This is a genomic window from uncultured Alistipes sp. (assembly GCF_910580175.1).
GTDB lineage: Bacteria > Bacteroidota > Bacteroidia > Bacteroidales > Rikenellaceae > Alistipes.
Genome location: NZ_CAJTXD010000005.1, coordinates 73,443 through 92,093, shown reverse-complemented (window position 1 = coordinate 92,093; position 18,651 = coordinate 73,443). Strand labels below are relative to the sequence as shown.

At 59.3% G+C, this 18,651-nt stretch carries 19 protein-coding genes and 1 tRNA gene; 4 read left to right on the top strand and 16 right to left on the bottom strand.

Annotated features, from left to right (window positions below):
• Nucleotide 1: 1 nt before the first annotated feature.
• Nucleotides 2-1,138 (top strand): glycosyltransferase, encoded by a 1,137-nt coding sequence (locus QZ298_RS07190; RefSeq protein ID WP_296007373.1) that lies wholly within the window; start codon nt 2-4, stop codon nt 1,136-1,138.
• 163 nt (nt 1,139-1,301) lie between these two features.
• Here the strand turns inward: QZ298_RS07190 and QZ298_RS07185 are convergent, their stop codons facing one another.
• From QZ298_RS07185 to QZ298_RS07165, 5 genes are all read right to left on the bottom strand, one after another.
• Nucleotides 1,302-2,672 carry a nitrate/nitrite transporter gene (locus QZ298_RS07185; RefSeq protein ID WP_296007371.1) on the bottom strand — a complete coding sequence of 457 codons (1,371 nt, stop codon included), beginning with the start codon at nt 2,670-2,672 and terminating at the stop codon, nt 1,302-1,304.
• 21 nt (nt 2,673-2,693) lie between these two features.
• Nucleotides 2,694-4,682, bottom strand: coding sequence for a tetratricopeptide repeat protein (locus tag QZ298_RS07180; protein WP_296007367.1), 1,989 nt, complete (start codon nt 4,680-4,682; stop codon nt 2,694-2,696).
• 139 nt (nt 4,683-4,821) lie between these two features.
• Nucleotides 4,822-5,703: a GTPase Era gene (era, locus tag QZ298_RS07175; RefSeq protein ID WP_296007566.1), complete on the bottom strand. Its 882-nt coding sequence runs from the start codon at nt 5,701-5,703 to the stop codon at nt 4,822-4,824.
• 142 nt (nt 5,704-5,845) lie between these two features.
• Nucleotides 5,846-7,177: a signal recognition particle protein gene (ffh, locus tag QZ298_RS07170; protein ID WP_296007364.1), complete on the bottom strand. Its 1,332-nt coding sequence runs from the start codon at nt 7,175-7,177 to the stop codon at nt 5,846-5,848.
• A gap of 231 nt (nt 7,178-7,408) precedes the next feature.
• Nucleotides 7,409-7,981 (bottom strand): DUF4294 domain-containing protein, encoded by a 573-nt coding sequence (locus QZ298_RS07165; RefSeq protein ID WP_296007360.1) that lies wholly within the window; start codon nt 7,979-7,981, stop codon nt 7,409-7,411.
• Nucleotides 7,982-8,164: 183 nt separating this feature from the next.
• On the opposite strand from QZ298_RS07165, the gene QZ298_RS07160 reads away from it, so the two are divergent.
• Nucleotides 8,165-8,539: a hotdog domain-containing protein gene (locus tag QZ298_RS07160; protein ID WP_296007358.1), complete on the top strand. Its 375-nt coding sequence runs from the start codon at nt 8,165-8,167 to the stop codon at nt 8,537-8,539.
• Nucleotides 8,540-8,555: 16 nt separating this feature from the next.
• On the opposite strand, the gene nhaD is transcribed toward QZ298_RS07160, so the two are convergent.
• On the bottom strand, nt 8,556-9,890 hold the full coding sequence (gene nhaD / locus QZ298_RS07155) for a sodium:proton antiporter NhaD (RefSeq protein WP_296007356.1): 1,335 nt from the start codon (nt 9,888-9,890) through the stop codon (nt 8,556-8,558).
• Between the two features lie 91 nt (nt 9,891-9,981).
• On the opposite strand from nhaD, the gene QZ298_RS07150 reads away from it, so the two are divergent.
• Nucleotides 9,982-10,052, top strand: a tRNA-Gln gene (locus QZ298_RS07150).
• A gap of 67 nt (nt 10,053-10,119) precedes the next feature.
• Here QZ298_RS07150 and QZ298_RS07145 read toward each other — a convergent pair.
• From QZ298_RS07145 to yajC, 4 genes are all read right to left on the bottom strand, one after another.
• Nucleotides 10,120-10,410: a hypothetical protein gene (locus tag QZ298_RS07145; protein WP_296007353.1), complete on the bottom strand. Its 291-nt coding sequence runs from the start codon at nt 10,408-10,410 to the stop codon at nt 10,120-10,122.
• Nucleotides 10,411-10,423: 13 nt separating this feature from the next.
• Nucleotides 10,424-10,687, bottom strand: coding sequence for a GlsB/YeaQ/YmgE family stress response membrane protein (locus QZ298_RS07140; RefSeq protein ID WP_296007350.1), 264 nt, complete (start codon nt 10,685-10,687; stop codon nt 10,424-10,426).
• 240 nt (nt 10,688-10,927) lie between these two features.
• Nucleotides 10,928-11,179, bottom strand: coding sequence for a TIGR03905 family TSCPD domain-containing protein (locus QZ298_RS07135; protein WP_296007347.1), 252 nt, complete (start codon nt 11,177-11,179; stop codon nt 10,928-10,930).
• Nucleotides 11,180-11,396: 217 nt separating this feature from the next.
• Nucleotides 11,397-11,714 (bottom strand): preprotein translocase subunit YajC, encoded by a 318-nt coding sequence (yajC, locus tag QZ298_RS07130; protein ID WP_296007344.1) that lies wholly within the window; start codon nt 11,712-11,714, stop codon nt 11,397-11,399.
• A 494-nt stretch (nt 11,715-12,208) separates the two neighbouring features.
• Here yajC and QZ298_RS07125 point away from each other — a divergent pair, with 494 nt between their 5' ends.
• Entirely contained in the window at nt 12,209-13,396 is a 1,188-nt protein-coding gene (locus tag QZ298_RS07125; protein WP_296007341.1) for an MraY family glycosyltransferase, read from the top strand.
• Between the two features lie 31 nt (nt 13,397-13,427).
• On the opposite strand, the gene QZ298_RS07120 is transcribed toward QZ298_RS07125, so the two are convergent.
• Genes QZ298_RS07120 through ureG form a run of 6 tightly spaced genes read right to left on the bottom strand, consistent with a single transcriptional unit; the run spans nt 13,428 to nt 18,624 of the window.
• Complete coding sequence (locus tag QZ298_RS07120; protein ID WP_296007338.1) at nt 13,428-14,162, bottom strand: ABC transporter ATP-binding protein; 735 nt, start codon at nt 14,160-14,162, stop codon at nt 13,428-13,430.
• A gap of 11 nt (nt 14,163-14,173) precedes the next feature.
• Nucleotides 14,174-14,983, bottom strand: coding sequence for a cobalt ECF transporter T component CbiQ (gene cbiQ, locus QZ298_RS07115; protein WP_296007334.1), 810 nt, complete (start codon nt 14,981-14,983; stop codon nt 14,174-14,176).
• Nucleotides 14,980-15,972 carry an energy-coupling factor ABC transporter permease gene (locus QZ298_RS07110; protein ID WP_296007330.1) on the bottom strand — a complete coding sequence of 331 codons (993 nt, stop codon included), beginning with the start codon at nt 15,970-15,972 and terminating at the stop codon, nt 14,980-14,982. Before QZ298_RS07110 ends, cbiQ begins: the two co-directional genes overlap by 4 nt.
• 7 nt (nt 15,973-15,979) lie before the next feature.
• Nucleotides 15,980-17,029, bottom strand: a complete 1,050-nt coding sequence (gene yut, locus QZ298_RS07105; protein WP_296007327.1) for an urea transporter — start codon at nt 17,027-17,029, stop codon at nt 15,980-15,982.
• Nucleotides 17,030-17,053: 24 nt separating this feature from the next.
• Nucleotides 17,054-17,968, bottom strand: a complete 915-nt coding sequence (locus tag QZ298_RS07100; protein WP_296007324.1) for an urease accessory protein UreD — start codon at nt 17,966-17,968, stop codon at nt 17,054-17,056.
• The gene (gene ureG, locus QZ298_RS07095) at nt 17,965-18,624 is read right to left on the bottom strand and encodes an urease accessory protein UreG (RefSeq protein WP_296007320.1); all 660 of its coding nucleotides are present in this window, start codon (nt 18,622-18,624) and stop codon (nt 17,965-17,967) included. Before ureG ends, QZ298_RS07100 begins: the two co-directional genes overlap by 4 nt.
• Nucleotides 18,625-18,651: the final 27 nt, after the last annotated feature.

Genomic DNA, 18,651 nt, shown 5'->3' with positions numbered 1-18,651 from the left:
TATGAAAATCACGATTCTTGGCCCGGCGCATCCCTACCGGGGCGGTCTGGCGTCGATCATGGAGACGATGGCCCGTGTCTTCCGGCACCGGGGCCACGAGGTGAAGATCGACACCTTCAGCTTGCAGTATCCTTCGTGGCTCTTTCCGGGAAAGAGCCAGACGGTCGACACGCCGCCGCCCGACGACCTGCATATCGAGCGCAGCGTGAATACGGTGAATCCGTTCAACTGGCTGCGCATCGGGCGGCGTTTGCGGCGCGAGCGGCCCGATTTCGTGCTGCTGAAATACTGGACGCCCTTCATGGCGCCCTGTTTCGGGACGATCGCCCGGCTGGCCCGCCGCAACGGCCACACCCGCGTGCTGTGTCAGATCGACAACGTCGAGCCGCACGAGCATCATGTTGTCGACCGGCCTTTCAACCGCTATTTCCTGCGTTCGGTCGACGGGTTCGTCTACATGTCCGAGCAGGTGCACCGCGAGCTGGAGGCCTATACCGATGCTCCGGCGCTCTTTTCGCCCCATCCGTTGTTCGAGCACTTCGGCGGGCGGGTCGATCGCGGCGAGGCCTGCGTGCGCTTGGGTCTCGACCCGGCGAGCGGCTATGCGCTTTTCTTCGGTCTGATCCGCGATTACAAGGGGTTGGATCTGTTGTTGGATGCTTGGGCCAAGTTGCGGTGTGAGGGCCGTATCGAAGGCAAGAAACTCATCGTGGCGGGGGAGTTTTATACTCCCAGGGAGCCTTATCTGGCGCAGATCGCCGCACTCGGATTGCAGGACGAAGTGATTCTGCACGACCGGTTCATTCCCGATGCCGAGGTCAAATATTATTTTTCGGCGGTCGATTGCGTCGTGCAGCCTTACAAGACAGCTACGCAGAGCGGCGTGACGCAGATCGCCTACCAGTTCTGCACGCCGATGATCGTCACGGCGGTCGGCGGCCTGGCCGAGATCGTGCCCGACGGGCGGGTGGGGTATGTCTGCCCGCCGACGGCCGAGGGAGTGGCCGATGCCATTGAGCGGATTTACGAACCCGGCGTGCTGGAACGGTTCCGTGAAAACTGCATCGACGAACGGCGCCGGTTTTCGTGGGACGAAATGTGCAGCCGCATAATGGAGTTGTATGAAAAGGTAAAATAACGTTTCGTTCCGTTTTTGGCAGCCGGAGCATACGATAGCGGGTTTCCGAATCGGAAAGTTGCGGTTCGCGCGGCCCGGGTGCGCAAGGCCGGGTATTTATAAAAAGCGCCGGCGTCCTTTGAAGGACGCCGGCGCTTCTTCATTTATTCGAGTGTAGCTTGGGCTACTTCTTGATGTTGGGTTGTTCGAGACCGTAGCCTTTCTTGCGGTCTTCGATCTTGAGATAGAAGCTGAAGATGAAGGCCAGCACGCCGAACGACGAGAAGATGATCATCGGTACGGTGTAGCCGCCCGTGGCGTCGAGCACCAGACCGATGAGCAGCGGCACGAGGCAGAGTCCGATGTTCTGAATCCAGAAGATCAGGCAGTAGGCTGAGCCGAGAATCTTTTCGTCGATGATCTTCGGAACCGAGGGCCACAACGCCGCCGGCACCAGCGAGAACGATACGCCGAGCGTCACGACCAGCAGCAGCGCCAGCCACTGCGAGGGGAACAACGGCAGAACGAAAGCGAAACTCAGGTGGCAGCAGATCATGATGATGGCTCCGATCATCAGCATCGTGGCGCCCTTGCCCCGGAAATCGAGCAGCGCGCCCAGGAACGGCGTAAGGATCATGGCCAGAATGGGGAAGCAGCTGAACAGGCGGGCGGCCGATTCGGCGTCGATGCCCAGCGTTACCTCCAAGAAGTTCGGGGCGTAGCGCTGGAACGGGAAGATGGCCGAGTAGTAGAGCACACAGAGCAGCGCCACGAGCCAGAACATCTTGCTGGTAAAAATCTTGCCGAGGTCGCGGATGTGGAACTCCTCGTCCGATGATTTCTCTTCCTTCATTTCGCCGGCGGCGATCTGCTGGCCGTCGAGTTTCCGATCCATGAAGACGAATACCGTGTAGCACAGCATGCCGATAACAAGCAAGGCGGTGCAGAAAGCCACAGGAGCCACGATCGAGTGGTCGTAGCGGTTCGAGATCATCGGTGCCAGCCACATCACGGCGAAGACGCCCAGGCGGGCGATGGCCATTTCCAGCCCCATGGCCAGAGCCATTTCCTTGCCTTGGAACCATTTGGCGATGGCTTTGGAGACCGTCGTACCGGCCATTTCGCAGCCGCAGCCGAAGATCATGAAGCCCAGCGACGCCATCTTGGCGCTGCCCGGAAGAGCGACCCACCAGCTGTCGAGCCATGAGCAGAACGCCGTGGTCTGGAACCAGTCGGTAATGCCCACGAACTTGATCGACGCGCCGGCGACCATCAGTCCTGCCGAGAGCAGGCCCGTGAAGCGGATGCCCATCTTGTCGAGGATGATGCCTGCGAAGATCAGGAAAAAGAAGAACACGTTGAGGAAGTACTCCGATGCGGCATAGGTGCCGAACGTGGCGCTGTCCCAGCCGCGGGCCGATTCGATGAGCGATTTGAGCGGCGACATCACGTCGACGAACATGTAGCCGAAGAACATCATCGAGGCGATGAGGATCAGCGCCGTCCAGCGTGCGAACGCCGAGTCGTTGAGTTTCCGTTGGATAGTTTCTGTCATGATTTATTCGTTTTTTGTGGATTAGTTTTCGGTCTGCGTGTAATGTTTGAGCACTTCGTAGGCTTGATCTATGCCCAGTTCTCCGGCTTTCGACAGATCGAGGCAGCCCTTGCGCGTGTCTTTCATGAAAAGTTGGATGATGCCGCGGTTGTAGTAGGCTTCGGCGAACCAGGGGTCGAGTTCGACGGCCCGGGTGTAGTCCTCGAACGCCTCGGGCAGGTCGCCCGAAAGCGCCTTGAGGTTGGCGCGGTTGTAGTAGGCGTGCGCGAAGTCGGGGTAGAGTTTGACGGCTTTGTTCAGATCGGCGATGGCCTCGTCGTAGCTGTATGTGCGTTTCGTGTTGTTGTTGAGCCGGTTGGCCGGGTCGGAGTCGATCGTGATCCGTTGGTAGGAGTTGTCGATCGACGAAATGAAATCGATCATTTCGGCACGTGTGGTCGAGCGGTTCAGATAGAGGAACGGGTTGGTCGGGTTCAGTTCGACGGCCGTCGAATAGGTGTTTACCGCGTTGGTGTATTGTTTGATGAGCGACTGCGTGATGCCGCGTCCGAAGTAGACTTCCCACGAGGGGTCGCCCGTCTTGAGCGTTCGGGCGTAGTCTCTGTCGAGCGTCATGAGCGTGTCGGGCGCCAGGTCGCTTTCGCGGCATGTCAGGGTCAGGCACGGATTGCCTATGCGGCGTTTGAAGTCCTCGACGCGTTGCAGATGGTGGCGTTCGACTTGCGGCAGCGTGTCGGGACGCATCAACGTGAACTTGAAGAGCGGCAGCAGACGCATTTCTTCACGGCCGCCGTTGCGTCCGGTCAGGTTGTCGAAGCGGTTGCCCGAAAGTTTGGTGTCGAACGATAGCAGCCGGTCGAAGTGTTGCGTCGTGTCGGCGTAGATCGAGTAGGTGCTGTCGTTGAGGCGGGAGCGGTATTCGGCGATCTTGCGCTGCGCCGTGTTGCGGTCGTCGCGGGCGCCCTTGGAGTCGCGCAGCAGTTCGCGCAGGCGGCCGCGATAGATGTAGGCATTGGCGAAGTCGGGGTAGAGCCGGATGGCCGACGAGTAGTCGTCGACGGCTTTTTCGATTTCGCCCAGCTGGGCATGTACACCCGCCCGGTTGTAGTAGACCAGCACGTTGTTCGGCGCGTAGGCCGCCACTCGGTCGTAGTCTTCCAGCGCCCGGTTGTAGTCGCCGATCTGCGTGCGCAGCATGGCCCGGTTGAAGTAGGCCAGCGAGTTGAGCGAGTCGAGTTCGATCACGCGGTCGAAGTCGGCCAGCGCCAGCATCGGGCGGTGGGTCGACGAGTAGACCAACGCCCGGTTGAAGTAGGAGAGCAGATAGGTCGAGTCGCAGGTTATGGCTTTGTTGAAGTCCGCTTCGGCTTCCGGGTAGCGGGCCTGCTGCATGTAGAGATCGCCGCGGCGGTTGTAGCCGTTGGGGTTTTCGCGGTTGGTGCGGATGGCTGTCGTGAAGTTGTCGTAGGCGCGCAGCGTGTCCTTCAGATGGAGATAGCTCAGACCGCGGCAGATGAATGCGTCGGCCACTTTGTTTTCGTGACGGATGAATTGGTCGAAGTCTTCGATCGCTTCGCTGAACTGCTGGTTGAGCAGGCGCGTCACGCCGCGGCTATAATAAGGCCCAGGCAGGTCGGGCCGCAGGTCGATCGCTTCGCGGAAGTCTTGCAGTGCGTCGTCGTAGTTGCCCAGGCGCGAACGGGTTACGGCGCGGTAGGTGTAGGCTTGGGTGTAGACCGGATTCTTGTCGATGGCGGTCGAGAAGTCGGCTTCGGCGCCGATCAGGTCGTCGAGGTTGTATTTGGCTATGCCGCGCAGGAAATAGCCTTCGTAGGCGTCTTCGTCGAAGCGCAGCAGGGTGTTGAGCGTGCGGATGGCCTCTTGGTAGTTGTTATCCATCATGCAGCGCTGACCCATCCAGAAGAAATACTCCCGGTTGTATTGCGCCTGGACATCGGCCCCGCAAAGCAGGGCTGCCGCCAACGCGATTCCTGTGATCCACTTCCGCATGTTGTTTCTCTAACGCGATTTTCGGTCGTTTATTTTATCCCGCTCCGTGGGCCGATCTTTCATCTCACGAAAGAACGATCCGGCATCGGAGCGAATCCGGTTTGCGGAATCTTGTTCCTGCGATTCGGTTCGTGCATTTTTATTCTTGTTCGTAGCCGAACCTGCGCAGTTGGCGCGGGTTGTTGCGCCAGTCGTCGTTTACTTTGACGAAAAGTTGCAGGAAGACCTTCTTTTCCAGAAATTGTTCCAGGTCTTCGCGCGCCGCCTGCCCCACACGCTTCAGTTTTTCGCCTTTGTGACCGATCAGGATGCCTTTCTGCGAGTCGCGCGATACGTAGATCGTCGCCGCTATGCGGTCGATGGCCGGTTCTTCCTTGTAGCTGTCGATTTCGATTTCGCAGCAGTAGGGGATTTCCTTGTCATAGAAGCGCAGAATCTTTTCGCGGATGATTTCCGATGCGAAGAAGCGCAGGGTTTTGTCCGTCAGCGTATCTTTCGGATAGAACGCCGGGCCTTCGGGCAGCAGGCCGAGGATGGTTTCGAAAGCTCCCTCGATGTTGAATTTTTCCTTGGCCGATACTGGTACGATCCGCGCGTCCGGCAGTCTGGCATGCCATTTTTCCACCAGTGCCTCCAGCGCGGCGGGTGTCGAGAGGTCGATTTTGTTGATGACCACGATCGCCGGGATGCCGCTGCGGGCGATCTGTTCGACGATCTCCTCCGAGCGGTCGCTCTGCTCCACGGTGTCGGTTACATAGAGCAGTACGTCGGCATCGGTCAGCGCGCCCGTGACGAATTTCATCATCGACTCCTGCAACTTGTAGGAGGGTTTGAGAATGCCCGGCGTGTCGGAGTAGACGATTTGGAAGTCGTCGCCCGAGACGATGCCCATGATGCGATGGCGCGTGGTCTGCGCCTTGGAGGTAATGATCGACAGCCGTTCGCCGACCAGTGCGTTCATCAACGTCGATTTTCCGACGTTGGGATTGCCTATGATGTTTACGAAGCCCGATTTGTGCATGTTCGAAACGAGGTTTTTATCTTCCAAAGGTAGAAATTTCTTGTGATTTTTCCTATTTCTGGTTGCGATTGTAAAAAATGGCAGCTTTACCATTCCTGGAAAGCTGCCATCGCGTGAAGTTGCAAAATTTCGGACACCCGTCTCAGCGGCGCATCATGCCGCCCGGGAATTTGGGCATTTTCAGGTTGCCGCCCGCCACGGTTTTCATCATCTTGCGGGTTTGTTCGAATTGTTTCATCAGCCGGTTGACGTCGGCCATCGTCGTGCCCGAGCCTTTGGCTATGCGTTCGCGGCGCCGGGCGTTGATGATTTCGGGCTTCGACCTCTCGGCCGGAGTCATCGAGCCGATGATCGCTTCGGTCTGTTTGAACACATCGTCCGGTATGTCTATGTCTTTGAGCGCCTTGCCCATGCCCGGGAGCATCGAGGCGATGTCTTTCAGGTTGCCCATCTTCTTGACTTGCTGGATCTGCGCGATGAAGTCGTTGAAGTCGAATTGGTTCTTTACCAGCTTCTTTTTCAGTTTGCGGGCCTCCTCCTCGTCGAACTGTTCCTGGGCGCGTTCCACCAGCGACACCACGTCGCCCATACCCAGGATGCGGTCGGCCATGCGTTCGGGGTGGAATACCTGGAGAGCGTCCATCTTCTCGCCGCTCGATATGAATTTCAGCGGTTTGTCCACCACCGAGCGGATCGAGATCGCCGCACCGCCGCGCGTGTCGCCGTCCAGCTTGGTCAGCACCACGCCGTCGAAGTCGAGGCGGTCGTTGAATTCTTTGGCCGTGTTCACGGCGTCCTGGCCCGTCATGGCATCCACCACGAAGAGCGTTTCCGAGGGGTTTACCGCTGCCTTGACGGCCGTTATCTCTTGCATCATCGCTTCGTCGACGGCCAGGCGGCCGGCGGTGTCGACGATGACTGCATTGTAACCTTTCTGACGCGCATGTTTGATGGCGTTCTGCGCAATTTCTACGGGATTGTTGTTGCCTTCTTCGGTGTAGACTTCCACACCGATCTGCTGTCCCAGCACTTTCAGCTGGTCGATGGCCGCCGGACGATAGACGTCGCCCGCCACCAGCAGCACCTGGCGGCCTTTCTTGTTCTTGAGCTGCGCCGCCAGCTTGCCCGAGAACGTGGTTTTGCCCGAGCCTTGCAGACCTGCGATCAGGATCACGGCCGGTGTGCCTTCCAGGCGGATGTCGGTCGCCGTGCCGCCCATCAGTGCGGCCAGTTCGTCGCGCACGATCTTGGTCATCATCTGCCCCGGCTTCACGGCCGTCAGCACGTTCTGACCCAGCGCCTTCTGCTTTACCGTGTCGGTAAACGACTTGGCCACCTTGTAGTTGACGTCGGCATCGATCAGCGCACGGCGGATTTCCTTGAGCGTCTCCGCCACGTTGATCTCCGTGATGCGGCCCTCGCCCTTGAGTATTTTGAACGAGCGTTCGAGTTTGTCTGTCAGGTTTTCAAACATGGGGTTTGTTTTTGCGAGGCAAAGATACGAAATTTATTGAGAATCCGCAATGCGGCGGGACGATCCCCTTGTCGAGCGGGAATCCTCTTGCGGCATCGCTGTGCGGTGTCTGGAAATGCGGATTCTTTCCGTCGTCTGGCTGCCCCGGCGGGATGGGCCGTGCTGTTTTCCTATGATGATGTTTGCGTCGTTTTCCAGCCTTCGTTTCGGAGGAATGTTTTCGGGCGATTTTTACAAGAGTCCCGCTTCATAGTAGATGACGATCTGTTCGATGATGCGGTCTTCGCCCTCGCGGTCGTACTCGGATTTGAGATCTTGGCCGAAGATCTTCGAGATGCCCTGCCAGAATCCGGCCACGAATCCGCCGCGGAATTCGCGCAGCACTTCATAGGCGGTGTACTCCGTTTCGCGGTCGATGAGTTTCAGCAGCACGCGCCCCTGGGTGCGGGTCATGCGTTTGAGTACGGGCGTGTATTCCTCTTTGATCTGGTCGTAGATGGTCTTGATGTATTCTCTTTGTTCTTTTTTTGTCGGCAGGCGGGTCAGTTCGGCTTCCATGTCGGCCATTTTCGCTTTGGCGATCTGGGCTATGGGGTATACTTTCTTCACGGCGTCGACCAGCCGGCGGTAGCGCCGCAGATCGACCGGACGGCTGAAGACGTAGACCGGCAGGATGTGCACCAGCGCTATCGAGTCGCCTTGTTCGGTGCTCCACTCCTGGTGCCAGTAGCCGCGGCCGCTTTGCGCCTGCACCATGGGGTGCAGGGTTGCAAGCATACCGAGAAGCAGCAGCCATTTTTTCATAGTCAGCGAAAAAAACATATCTTTGCCTGGTCTGCGGGGCGCCCGCCCGATGCCGCAACGGCGAACATGCCGCGTGCGACGGCAGGAGGCGTTTTCGGGCTGCCGGGTTACAGCCTGTTCGGGCCTTGTCCGTGGGCAAAGGTAATGATTTAGACGTTAAACGAATTCTGTTCGAGCTATATTATGTTGGAAAAAGGTCTTTCCGCCACCACCCGTACAACCGTGACGGCCGCCAATACGGCCGCCGCAATGGGGTCGGGCGATCTGCCGGTGTTCGCTACGCCGGCGCTGGTGGCCTTGATGGAGCATGCGGCCATGATGGCCGTTGCCGCGGCGCTGCCTGAAGGGGCGACGACCGTCGGTGCCGAAATGAACACCTCGCATATCAAGCCCTCGGGGCTGGGCGCGGAGATTACCGCCTCGGCCGTCGTTACGGAGGTCGACGGGCGCAAGATCGTCTTCACGGTCGGTGCCCGCGACGGCGAGGGGCCGATCGGCGAGGGCACCCACGTACGGTTTGTCGTCGACCGAGAGCGGTTCCTCGCCAAAGTAAAATAGCCTCTTCCTGCGGACGTCAGGCCGCCAGGTGCTGGAGCCAGATGGTCAGCATGCCGACCAGATAGCCCGCCAGCGCCAACGGCGCGATTTTACGCAGGTACCACCCGAAGTCGATCTTTTCCAGCCCCATGGCTACGACTCCGGCCGCCGAGCCGATGATCAGCAGGCTGCCGCCAGTGCCTGCGCAGAAGGAGAGCAGGTGCCAGAACAGCCCGTCGGCCACGAAGTTCTGTGCGAATGCAGGATCGGCGCTTGCGGCTGCTGCCGCGGCATCCGCGACCGGATACATCCCCATGCAGGCCGCCACGAGCGGTACGTTGTCGATTACCGATGAGAGGAGACCGATCAATCCCGTGATGGCGAACGGTTCGTGCAGGTGCCGGTCGAGCCAGCGGGCCGTGTCGCTGAGGATGCCCGCGCTCTGCAAGGCGCCGACAGCCATCAAGATACCCAGGAAAAAGAGGATCGTCGGCATGTCGATATGCTTGAGCACTTTCGATACGCGGTTCTGGATCGATTCTTCCATGTCGCGGCGGCGGTCGTAGATGATTTCGGTCAGCACCCAGTTCGCACCCAGCGCGATGGTCATGCCCATGTAGGGAGGAAGTCCTGTAAGTTCCTTGAACAGAGGTACAAAAAGTAGTCCTGCGACGCCCGTTGCGAGGATGAGCCGGCTCATGCGCGGTTCGGTCTTTTTGCCTGGAGTCTCCGCCGGCAGGGCCGGAGTTGCGGTGCCTGCCCTTTCGCTCTGGGCGACGTATCGTTGGGCCAGCAGGGTCGGGACGACCACCGAGAGCAGCGAGGGCAGGAACAGGTGGTACATCAGCGGCCAGGCCGAGACGTTGCCGCGCATCCAGAGCATGATGGTCGTCACATCGCCGATGGGCGACCAGGCGCCGCCGCTGTTGGCTGCTATGACGACCAGCCCCGCGAATATCCAGCGCTCGTTCCGGTCGGCGATGATCCGCCGCAGGAGCATTACCATGATGATCGCCGTGGTCATGTTGTCCAGCACGGCCGACATGAAGAACGTGATAAGCACCAGCAGCCATAGCAGCCGGCGTTTGTTGCGGGTGGTAATGCGCGACGTAATGACGTTGAATCCGCCGTGCATGTCGATGAGGTCTACGATCGTCATGGCGCCGATCAGGTAGACCAGGATTTCGCAGGTGCTGCCCAGCTGACCGGTCAGCTGCGAACCGATCTGCGGGTCGTGACCCGCAAGGCTCAGCAGTGTCCAAAGCGCGCCGCACATGACCAGTGCGACGGCCGATTTGTTGATTCCGATCTTGTGCTCCAGGGCGATCAGCAGATAGCCGGCAAGGAAAAGCACGATCATGGTTGCAATCATGGTTCAGAATTTTTGGTTCGCGGTATTTCGGGGCGCGATTCTTGGATATTGCGTTTTTTTGTTTATCTTTGCAGCGCTTTCGAGCGTCGATTGAGCTGTGGTGTAATGGTAACACAGCAGATTTTGGTTCTGTCGTTCCAGGTTCGAGTCCTGGCAGCTCAACGTTTTTTTCGAACAGAAGCGGAGACCCGTCGAGGTCTCCGCTTCTGTCTTTCGGGGGCCGAAGTCATCAATAGTTCTTCTTGCCCTGCATGCGGTCGGCTGCCGTGTCGACGGCCTGCCCGATCTTGTCGGTCGCTTTCTCGGCGCCCTGCTTGATCTTGTCGCCTACCTTGTGTGCGACATCGCCGACTTTCTGGCCGGCTTCGCCCAGGCGTTCGCCTGCGCGCTCGGCAGTGTTCTTTACTGCGTCGACAGCCTTGCCGGCCTTGTTTTCAGTGCAGTTCGTGGCCTTGTCGAGCTTGTCGGCCATCATTTTTTCGGTCTGCTGGTTTTCCCAGTTGTTTTTCATGTTGTCCATAAGGTTCAATTTTTCATTGTTTGACATTTGCGTGTTTTCGCCGCGTAATCATCGAGACGATCCACAAAAGGACGATCGCACCCAGTACGGAGGTAAGCAGGCTGCCGAACGTGCCTACGGGGACCCAGCCGAAGAGCGAGAAGAGCCAGCCGCCCAGTACGCCGCCGATAAGACCGACGATCAGATTGATGATCAGTCCCGAGCCGTCGCCCTTGACGATCAGGTTGGCGATCCATCCGGCCGCCAGACCGATTAAGAGATACCATAAGAAATACATAATCTTCCGTTTTTTAGACTTGACGGAAGATCACGATGCAAAATCCGTTCCCGAAATTGCGAACCGTCGCTTCGAGCATGGAGCGTAATGCGACGGCAGGCGGGTCGCTCGTCAGCGGATTCGTTCTTTTTGTTGCCGCAGTTCAGAGCCGCCGCAGCCTTTTAGCAACGATTTTAAAACGTTTTAGCAGAGCAGGGGCATTTCGCCGAAAAAGGGTGGGATAAAACGAAAGCAGGGTGTTCAGTGCATGGCCTGCTCCAGCGCGCGGGCCAGCTGGTCGGGACACGAGGTGCCGCGGCCGCGGCAGTCGATGCCTTTGAGCCGTACGACGGCTTCCTCGGCCCGCATGCCGTGCACCAAGGCCGCCACGCCTTGGGTGTTGCCGTGGCAGCCGCCCGTGAATGCTACTTCGCGGATGATGCCGTCTTCGAGTTCGATCGTTATTTGCGTGGAGCAGGTGCCGACGCAGGGGTAGATGATTTTCCGGGTCATGGTTTCGTAAAATTCGGGGATGCCCAGGCCGGGAGCGGTGCCGGATTGTCCGGGGCACATCGCCGGGGCGAGGGTATCCGTCTGCAAAGATAGCGCAAGCCGGGCACAATGACAAATCTATTCTTGAGGCTGTTCAAAATGAGGCTTGGCGGCTGCTGTAAAATGAAAAAGTTCCCCTTTCGCAAGGAGAACTTTTTTCGCAGGACGGTCGCCCGGATTATTTCTGCGTGTTGTTGCTGTCGGCTACGACCATGTTTTTGTCGATGCGCAGCGTCACGTTGCTGTCCACTTCGATCAGCAGCGAAGATTCCTTCACTTCCTTGACCGTGCCGTAGATGCCGCCGGCCGTAATTACCTTGTCGCCTTTCTTCAGACCGTCGCGGAAAGCCTGCATCTGCTTGCGCCGCTTGGCTTCGGGGCGCCACATGAAGAGCCACAGCACCAGCACCATAAGGCCGATCATGATGAGGAAGCTGTACTGCTGCATGAATCCGGGCTGGGGTTCGACGGGAACCGCTTGAAGGAAATTGATCATAAATTCGATGTTTTTTAGTTGTTTTCAGGTTAACGATGCAAATATAATCAATTTTGGTCAAGTTGTGAAAATCTCTGCCTGCCGATGGGGCGGAAAGGCGTAACGGGGTACACATCCGCCCGAACGGAACCTTGCGGCAGCTCGTTTTATTGCGTTCCGGAGCGCGGTCGATTTCCCGGGGCACGATGTCCGCACGTAAACGATCGATTGGCCGAATGCTGCCTCCGATCAAAATATTTGCTGTACAACATGTTGGTTGTCAAATGTTTGTTCCTTGCGCCGCGTCCGAAGCAGGAGGATAAGGCCTGGAATTATTTGGTAACTTGTTTTAAATGTGTTACATTTGTATGCTAAATCTGCTTTGTCGTTGCGATGCGGGCGGAACGGGCGCGATGGATGGGGCGGTGCCATGCCGGGCGGAATGTCGGGAGACCGAATGCCTCGTGAAATCGAAGTTTTGCGATGTTGAACGATTAGATACCGTTTTACGGCTTATGAATCAGATATTCCTGGCGCATGAATGGCTGTTGCCGCTCATTCCGTTCGTCGTAGCTTTTTTGTCGGTCTGCTGGATCCATCCGCGGCTGGTAAAATTGGCTTACCTGAAAGGCATCGTGGACAATCCCGATCAACGCAAGTTGCAGCGGCGGCCCGTTCCGGTATTGGGCGGCGTTGCCGTTTTCTTCGGTCTGGCGCTGGGGGCGGGTGTCGTCAGCCCGTTTTACGATTCGTCCCAGATGGTAATGATTCTGGCTTCGATGACCGTGATGCTCTACATCGGGACGATGGACGACATCCTGGAGTTGTCGCCCGGGTTCCGTCTCTTTGTAGAGATTTTTTGCGTGCTTTTGCTTATTCTGGTCGGAGGATTGGTAATCAATCATTTCCATGGGTTGTGGGGTGTCGGAGCCTTGCCCTATTGGTGGTGCAGCGCCTTGTTGACGGTTTTGTCGGCCGTGGGGATCATCAATGCCATCAATCTGATCGACGGCGTGAACGGTCTTTCTTCCGGTTTCTGCATCATGGCCTGCGCCGAGTTCGGCGGGTTCTTCTATTGTGCGGGCGACATTACCATGGTGTTGTTGGCTGCCGGGTGTATCGGCGCTTTGATCCCGTTTTTCTTCCATAATGTGTTCGGCAAGACTTCCCGGATGTTCATCGGCGACGGCGGCACGTTGGTCATGGGATTGGTCATGTCGGTCTTCGTCATCCATGTGTTGGACAGCGGGTCGTTGTGCGCGGTTTTCGCCCCCGAGGGTTTCGGGCTGATTCCCTTTGCGTTGGCTGTGCTGGCCGTGCCTGTGTTCGACACCTTGCGCGTGATGTCTGTGCGTGTCAAGAACCGTGTCTCGCCGTTCCATCCCGATAAGACCCATCTGCACCATCTGTTCATCGACCTGGGGTTCTCGCATATCGGGACGACGCTCAGCATTTTGTTTCTGAATGCTTTGGTCGTCGGCACTTTTTGGGTGTTGTATGCCGTCGGCGTGTCGATTTCGGGGCAGTTCTATGCTGTTGTCGCGCTGAGCTTCCTGGTCACGTTCGGACTTTATTATCTGGTGCGCTGGAACGAGCGGCGCAATACGCGCTTCTATCGGATGCTCCTGCGGCTGGGCAAGGCTTCTCAATTCGAGCGCAAGGGCCTTTTTCTCCGGTTCCAATTTTTTCTCGATCGCATATGATGCTGTAATGGACTGCGAAAGCAGTCCTTTTTCATCGTGGGCGCAAGGACGCTGGCGCTTCGAGACCGCAGGCTTCGAGCAGGGCCGTGTCGTGGAAGATGGTATGCGTATTGTCGTCGGCTACGATCTTGCCATCGTGCAGAACGATTGCGCGCGGGCAGAGTTCGTATGCCATTTCCATGTCGTGCGTGGCCAGCAGCATCGTGTGGTCGAACCGGCGCAGCAGGTCGATGGTCTGGCGTCTGGCCCGGGGATCGAGGTTGGAGGTGGGTTCGTCGAGCAGCAGTACCGATGGTTCCATCGCCAGCACGGTGGCGATCGCGACGCTGCGTTTCTGCCCGCCCGAAAGATGATAGGGCGCTTGCTTGCGCAGGTGCAGCGCTCCGACTGCTTCGAGGGCTTCCGTCACCCGGTGCTCGATCTCTGCGGGTGTTAGCTGCATGTTTGCAGGGCCGAAAGCCACATCTTCTTCGACCGTCGGCATGAAAAGTTGGTTGTCCGGATTCTGGAACACCATTCCCGCCGAGCGGCGGATCGCTCCCAGCGTGCGGCGTGTCGAGCGGATGCCTCCGATGATCGCCTCGCCCGCCGTGGGCAGCAGCAGGCCTGCCAACAGCAGCAGCAACGTTGACTTCCCCGCGCCGTTCATGCCCATCAAGGCTGTTTTTTCGCCGTGCGTGATGTGGAATGTGGCATCGCGCAATGCTTCATGGCCGTTCGGATAGCGGTAGCATACTTGTTCGAAATGGAGGTAATGATGACTCATGGGGTCGGAGTTCAGCGGAGCAGGCGGGTCAGCGTCTCGACCGGCCAACATAGCCGGGCAAGAAGCAGTGCCGTGCTCCAGGTTGCCAGAAAAACGGTGTCTTGGCTGCGCCACGGGGTTTCGGAGCCGGTGCAGTCGGGGATGCGGCCGTCGAATCCGCGGGCGAGCATCGCCCGATGGATCTGTTCCGCCCGCTCGAACGTGCGGATCAACAGCTGGCTCACGAGCGGCCCCCACACCCGAAGCGGGAAGGTGCGGCGGCCGTAGCTGCGGGCTTCGCGCGCCTGGGCCATGCGGCAGGCTTCGTCGAGCAGCACGTGTAGATAGCGGTAGACGAAAAGCAGCTGGACGGCGAAGATGCGCGGCATACCGAGCCGTTGCATGCCGCGGCAGAGGGCATGGATGCCCGTGCTGCCGACCAGTATCAGCAGCGCTTGGGTTGCCAGCAGGCCGCGCAGCAGGATCGACAGAAACGAAATCCAACCTTCCGTTACGATGAGTGTGCCGAGACGGAAGGCCGGGGTGCGATCGTAGAAAAGGTTGAATATTCCGATCAGCGCCACGAACGGCAGCACCAACAGCGACTTGCGAAAAATCGAAGTGTAGCGCATGCCGCCCATGGCCGCGGTAAGGATCGGGAAAAGCGCATAGAGCAGGATTTCCGACAGCCGGGCGAGCGGCACCGACAGCACCGTCGTCAGGAAGACCGTTGTCGTCAGCAGTTTGGCCCGGGCGTCCGTACGGTGCAGCGGGCTTTCCTGGCGGGCGGCAGTTTCGAGCGATTCGAGGGCCAGGAGGGCGGACTGGAGCCGGTTTTTCATGTCTGCCTGCGTCCTGCACGATGGAGTTGCGAACCGCCCCAGGCCGCCAGCAGAATGATGCCGCAGCCGATCAGACCGGCCAGCGAGGTGTCGTAGTCCGGGATGACCGCAGTCTGTTTCTGGAGCGTTGCGGCGGCGCGGTGCACGGCATCGGTGGCAGGGGATGCGGCGCTGGCGTCGCTCGTCCGTTCGATCGACCATTCCAGTCCGTCGGGCTGCGAGGAGGCGAGCCATGAGAACGATCCGCCGATCAATAACGCGACAAGCGCGATCAGACCCAGCGATTTGCCGAGGTGCAATCCGGAGTGGGAATGCCGGCGGCGGACGTCGGCCAGCAACTCCGGCTTGCCGCGTTGCACGGCGCAGAGCACGGCGCCCGTGGCCGCTCCTTCGCCGATGCCGATCGCCAGGTGGATCGGCAGCATGAAAAGCAGGAAGCGGCCGAAAGGCAGGGCTGTGATGCCTGAGGCTTCGGTTTCCAGCGTCACGGCCACGGCGCCCAGCGCCAGCCCTACGACCGAGGCGAGCAGCGAGGCCGCGAATATCCGGCCAGGCGAGGCGTTGCGGCGCATGATCGGGCGGAAGACGAACGGGTAGGCCGCCAGACATGAGAGCGCTGCCATGTTCAGAATGTTGCATCCCAGGGCCATGAACCCGCCGTCGGCGAAAAGCAGGCATTGGAGCAGCAGCACCGACGAGAGCGTGAGAAACGCCGCCCACGGCCCCAGAACCGCTGCCAGGAGGATGCCGCCGATGATGTGGCCGCTCGATCCCGTGCCCGGAATGGCGAAGTTGATCATTTGGGCCGCAAATACGAAGGCGCCCATGACACCCATCAATGGCACGATGCGTTCGTTGTGTTCCCTCGCGTTGTGCGGGGCGGAGTTTGCGGACTGCATTTTGCGGATCGCCGTGCCCAGCAGGGCGAGCGATGCGGCCCCCGCGACGGCAAATACCGTCGGGGAGACCAGCGCGTCGGACATGTGCATGGCGGAGCTATTTTACGGGTATGTCGGTGCCGGCGGAGTCGGGCCGGCGTGCCAGATGCGTTTTGTTGTCGGGATTCCAGTTCGAGTGGTCGGGTTTTTCCACGTGGTCGAAGCGGATGAGCGGCAGCAGGAAAAGCCACGTCGTGAGGCAGAAAGGCGCCGTCAGCGTGGGGATGCCCAGCGGGGTCAGCATCACATCCATGCCTGCTTGTACGAATACAGTGACGACGATGCCCGCCAAGGCCCACACACCCGAGCGCAGGCCCGGTTTGTAGAACACCGTGCCCAGGGCGATGGCCGTCAGCACCGGGCTGAATCCATAGAGGCCGTGGGCGATGTCGGCGCCCGAGGTCTTGAACAGCAGGGCCACGACAAGCGCCACGGCCGAACCGGTAGCGGCCCACAGTGCGGCCCGGACGTTGCTCACGAGCAGACCCGCCAAGAAGAACAGCCCCGTGATCCATGAGTCGATCAGGAAGACCTGCGCGATGCCTTTGAGCCAGTAGCCCAGCAAATGGCCGAACCGCAGGTTTTCGACCGACGTGAAGAACGTCGGCAGCGTCGGGTCGTTCAGGTGTTCGGGCGGCATGCCGTGCATGGCGCGTGCCGCCAGCAGGAAAATCCAGGTGCAGAAAACGAACGGAAAGGTCAGCGAGTTGACTTTCCAAGGGGCCATCACGTTGTTGAAACCCGTGCGCACCCAGGTAGTAAGAGCCGCGCAGAGGATGAGCGCCAGCCACATCCAGAACGTGTTGCCCAGGAAGGTCGGGAAGGCGCAGCCTACCAAAATGCCGTTGAAGCCCCAGAGGCCCTGCGCACCGTCGTCGGCAGGCAGCCGCAGGAGGCGTCCCGTCAGCGTCGATACCGCCGTTCCCACGAGCGCTCCCCAGGCTACGATACCGGCATGGCCGGCATAGGAACCCCAGAATATGCCGATGAGAAAGAGCAGTCCCGTCCATGCGCTGGGCTGGAACATCACTTGTCCCGCACCGCGCAATAGTTTTTTGAGACAGCCTACGCTTGCATGGGCTGTCGGGGTAGTAAGAGTCGTTGCCATGATTCAGGTCTTTTATGGTTCGTTTTACCGCCACGGAAATTCTTCCGGCAGCGGACGTTGTTTGACTTCTTCGCGTACGGTCGAGCAGAATTGCCGCACCAAGCGTTTCACAGGCCCCGTTTCGTCGCCCAGCACCTTGTAGAGCAGGCCGCAGCCGTTGGGCAGGTGCGTGATGCCCGCCGCCAGACGCCGGTCGGCGTCGATGAAAGCCTCCGTTCGGGCATAGATGCGTTCCGCTGCGTCGGGCGGCGTGAGCACGATCACGTTGGCGAATACGTCGTAGCCGTTCATGGCTCCGAGGGAGGTCGGCGCATAGATTTCGGGCCGGACAACGAATTTTTCGCGGAACAGCTGCTGCCCGTCGGGTCGCTCGGCCCGCGCAGTTACCGACAGCACGTCGTAGGCGAAGCGTTCGCCCCGATCGAAATATTTGCGCCCGCTCATGTAGATTTCGGCATAGAAAAGTGTGGCCGTGGGGTCGATGCGGATCGTCGTGTCGGCGATGAAGCGCGTGTGGCGGCAGGGGATCGTCGGCTCGGGCAGAAACTCCAGGTAGGCGTCTTCTTCCAGTTCGAAGCGCTGCCGCAGTCCCGAATAGTTGTATCGCATTTCGGCCAACTTGGTGGCGGCGCCTGTCGACAGGTGGGCGTAGGCTCCCCGGCGTACGGTAAAATGCTGTTCGTAGCGGTCGCCGTCGACATTGGGGCCGCCCGACGAAAGGATGTAGACGCACGGCATCTCGGGCATCCCCTCGTCGAAGTAGAGTTCCTGCTGAACGATGAGCGGAGCGCGGCGTTCGAGGTCGCGCATGATCGAGCGGCCCCGGTCGTCGAGTTCGAAGCCCAGACGCAGGTAGCCCGTCTTGCCCGGCGTGCCTACGGGCATCGCTTTCGGCTCGGCCAGGTAGGGCGCCATCTCTTTGGCTGCGGAGAAACTCATCGGGCTGCGGCTGTTTGCATGGCGGTGCTGCGGCGCTCGTCGGCGTCGAAAAGGGCCATGCGGCGGATCAGCTCCACCAGCTCCTCGATGCCCTCGCCCGTCATGCAGTTCGTGAAGATGAAGGGTTTGCCCGGGCGCATGCGCTCCGAGTCGACGCGCATGACTTCCAGGTCGGCGTGTACGTAGGGCGCCAGGTCGGTTTTGTTGATGACCAGGATGTCCGACTGCGAGATGCCCGGCCCGTCCTTGCGGGGTATTTTGTCGCCCGCCGCCACATCGATCACATAGATGAAGAAGTCGACCAGTGCCGGGCTGAAAGTGAGCGTGAGGTTGTCGCCGCCCGATTCGATGAGTACCACGTCGCCGTCGGGGAAGCGGGCCTCCATCTCTTCGACCGCCGCGATGTTCATCGAGGGGTCTTCGCGCACGGCCGTGTGGGGGCAGGCGCCCGTTTCCACGCCGATGATGCGTTCTTCGACCAGGATGCCTTTCAGCATTTTGCGTACGTGTTTGGCATCTTCGGTCGTCACGATGTCGTTGGTAATGACCAGAACTTTATAGCCCATTTCCAACAGGCGCGGCGTGATGGCTTCGATGAGCGCCGTTTTGCCGGAGCCTACCGGGCCGCCGATGCCGATTCTGCAAGTGTTGTTCATTTTTTGAGTCGTAATATTATTCCGTTC